3 protein-coding genes are annotated in these 2,619 nt (G+C 74.2%); 1 reads left to right on the plus strand and 2 read right to left on the minus strand.

The genetic code is table 11. The features are described from left to right. Positions 1 to 304: 304 nt before the first annotated feature. Together ACFU6K_RS36220 and ACFU6K_RS36225 are read right to left on the minus strand one after the other, a co-directional pair. On the minus strand, positions 305 to 946 hold the full coding sequence (locus ACFU6K_RS36220; RefSeq protein ID WP_380670478.1) for an NAD(P)-dependent oxidoreductase: 642 nt from the start codon (positions 944 to 946) through the stop codon (positions 305 to 307). A gap of 55 nt (positions 947 to 1,001) precedes the next feature. Beyond that, positions 1,002 to 1,925, minus strand: a complete 924-nt coding sequence (locus ACFU6K_RS36225) for an EamA family transporter (RefSeq protein ID WP_380670480.1) — start codon at positions 1,923 to 1,925, stop codon at positions 1,002 to 1,004. A gap of 111 nt (positions 1,926 to 2,036) precedes the next feature. Between ACFU6K_RS36225 and ACFU6K_RS36230 the strand changes: the two genes are divergently transcribed. Then, positions 2,037 to 2,534, plus strand: a complete 498-nt coding sequence (locus tag ACFU6K_RS36230; protein WP_380670482.1) for a MarR family winged helix-turn-helix transcriptional regulator — start codon at positions 2,037 to 2,039, stop codon at positions 2,532 to 2,534. Positions 2,535 to 2,619: the final 85 nt, after the last annotated feature.

Here is a 2,619-nt window from a genome sequence, read left to right on the forward strand (position 1 = left end):
CGCGGGGGCGGGCGCCGCCAGGCCGGCCAGCAGGGCGGCGGCGACGGCCAGGGCGGCACGGCGGCCGCGCCGGGCGCGGCGCGGGGCGGACTCGGCGGACCGGGTCCCGGCCTTGGTCCGGGTCTGGTTCTGGGCCTGGGTCTTGGTCACGGACTTGGTCACGGTCTTGGTCACAGGAACGATCATGTCCGGCGCCGGCCTGGCGATCGATCATCCCCACTGCCGTCTTCGGGGTGGTGCTGGGTGCACCCCCGCCGGGGCGGGGGTGCCAGGACCGCAGGCGATCAGGTGGGTGGTCAGGCGGTCAGTAGGCGGCGGTGAAGCGGGCCCGGCGGTGGGCGGGCCGCTCGGCCTCGTCGAGGAGTGCGACGGCGAGGTCCTCCATGGAGATCGCCGAGTTGCCCTCGGCGTCGACCAGCAGTTCGTCGCGGCCGGTCCGGAACCGGCCGGTGCGCACGCCGGGCTCCAGCAGCGCGGCCGGGCTCAGGTACGTCCAGTCGGTGTCCGGGCCGGCGGCGCGGAAGAGGTCGAGCTGCTCACCGCAGGCCAGAGAGATCGGCCGGATCGCGTCGGGGAAGCCGGGGCTGTCGACCAGGGTGGTCCCGCCGCCGCCCGGGACGAGCAGGCTGCCCGCACCGCCGACGGCCAGCAGCCGCACACCGGTGCCGGCGATCCCGGCCAGCAGGCCCTTGGTGGCGATGGCCAGCTCGTGCTCGCTGCCTGGTGCCGGTCGGGTGGCGGTGACCACCACGTCCTGTCCGGCCGCGATCCGGGCGACGTCCTCGGGCGCCCGGGCGTCGCCGACGACCAGGGTGACGGCGGACGGCAGGTCGCGCGGCTTCGCCGGGTCCCGTACGACGGCGGTGACGTGGTGGCCGCGGGACAGGGCCTCGGCCACGACCCGGCCGCCGACGTTGCCGGTGGCGCCGAACACGGTGATGCGCATGGGGTACTCCCTGAAGGTGGTGGGAAAGGGGTGGGAACGGTGGGGCGGGGCGGGGTCAGACGTTCTCGCGGACGGACCGTGGAGCGGCCATCGGCTCGGTCACCGAAGCCGATCCCGGTGCGGTGCGCGGCCGTTGGGTCTGGGCGGCGAGCAGCGAGCCGAGCACGACCAGGGCGCCGAGCGCCTGGAGCGGGCTGAGGTCCTGGCCGAGCGCCAGCCAGCCGAGCAGGGTGGCGACCACCGGGCTGAGCAGTGCGAGGAAGGAGACCGAGGTCGGCGGCAGCGCGCGGAGCCCGCGGAACCAGAGCACGTAGGTGACGGCCGCGCCGATCAGGCAGAGGTAGGTATAGCCGAGCACGTTGGCGAGGCTGTAGTGGGACGGCGGCGCGCCCTCGGTGAGCAGCGTGACCGGCACCAGCAGCAGCCCGCCGGCGGTGAGCTGCCAGCCGGTGGTGGCGAGCATCGGCGCGGGGGAGGCCCAGCGCTTGGAGAGGACGATGCCGGCGGCCATCACCACGGCACCGCCGAGCGCGGCGACCACTCCGACGGCGTCCAGCTCGGCGTCGGCCCGCAGTACCAGCAGGCTGACGCCGGCGACGCCCGCGATCCCGGCCAGCACGGTGCGCAGGGTGAGCCGGTCGCCGAGGACCAGGGCCGAGAGCGCGGCGGTGACCAGGGGTTGGACGGCGCCGACGGTGGCGGCGATGCCGCCGGGCAGACGGTAGGCGGCGATGAAGAGCAGCGCCTGGAACACCCCGATGTTCAGCGCGCCGAGGATCAGCGAGCGCCACCACCAACTGCCCTGCGGCAGGCGGCGGGTGAGGGCGATCAGGAGGAGTCCGGCGGGCAGGCAGCGGATGACGGCGGCGAGCAGCGGGCGCCCGGGCGGCAGGAGTTCGGTGGTGACCAGGTAGGTCGTGCCCCAGACCGCCGGGGCGAGGGCCGTCACCAGGACGAGGGCGAGGCGATTTCTTAGCACTAAGGCAATGTATCTCAGTGCTAAGGCATTCTTCACCGCATCGAGTGAGTGACGTGGCTCACAGTTACCTCAGTGCTAAGGAATATGGTCGGGATCGCCTACCCTGAACCCGTGGCAGATCATGTGGACCGCGTCGTCGCGCAGTGGGGCACTGAGCGCCCCGACCTGGACGTCTCCCCGATGGAGGTGTTCGGCCGGCTCAAACGCCTCTACCGGCTGGTGGACGCGGCGCTTAACCGCACCTTCGCCGAGCACGGGCTGGACGCCGCCTCCTTCGACGTCCTCGCCACCCTCAGGCGCAGCGGCCCGCCCTACCGCCTCACCCCCACCGGCCTGATGCGGTCCGCGATGGTCACCTCCGGCGCCATCACCCAGCGCCTGGACCGGCTGGAGGCCCGCGGCCTGGTCACCCGCGCCCGCAGCGACCAGGACGGCCGCAGCCGTGAGGTCGCCCTCACCCCGGAGGGCCGGGACCTGATCGACCGTGCGCTGCCCGACCACCTCGCCACCGAGTACCGCATGCTGGCGGGCCTCGACGAGGCGCAGCGGACGGCGCTCGTCGAGGCGATGCGCACCCTGCTGGCGGACCTCGGGGACAGCCCGGAGTAGTGCGGTCGGGGTCGGGCCCCGGACGCCCAGACACCCTGGGGCGGCCCCGCGGGCGTGATCGTGACCCCCGTCCACGACCCCGCCC

This window comes from Kitasatospora sp. NPDC057512 (genome assembly GCF_042802135.1).
In the GTDB taxonomy this organism is placed as follows: Bacteria; Actinomycetota; Actinomycetes; order Streptomycetales; family Streptomycetaceae; genus Kitasatospora.

Excerpts from the sequence above, each read along its gene's own strand:
- ACFU6K_RS36220 (WP_380670478.1), bottom strand. The coding sequence starts at position 946 with ATGCGCATCACCGTGTTCGGCGCCACCGGCAACGTCGGCGGCCGGGTC.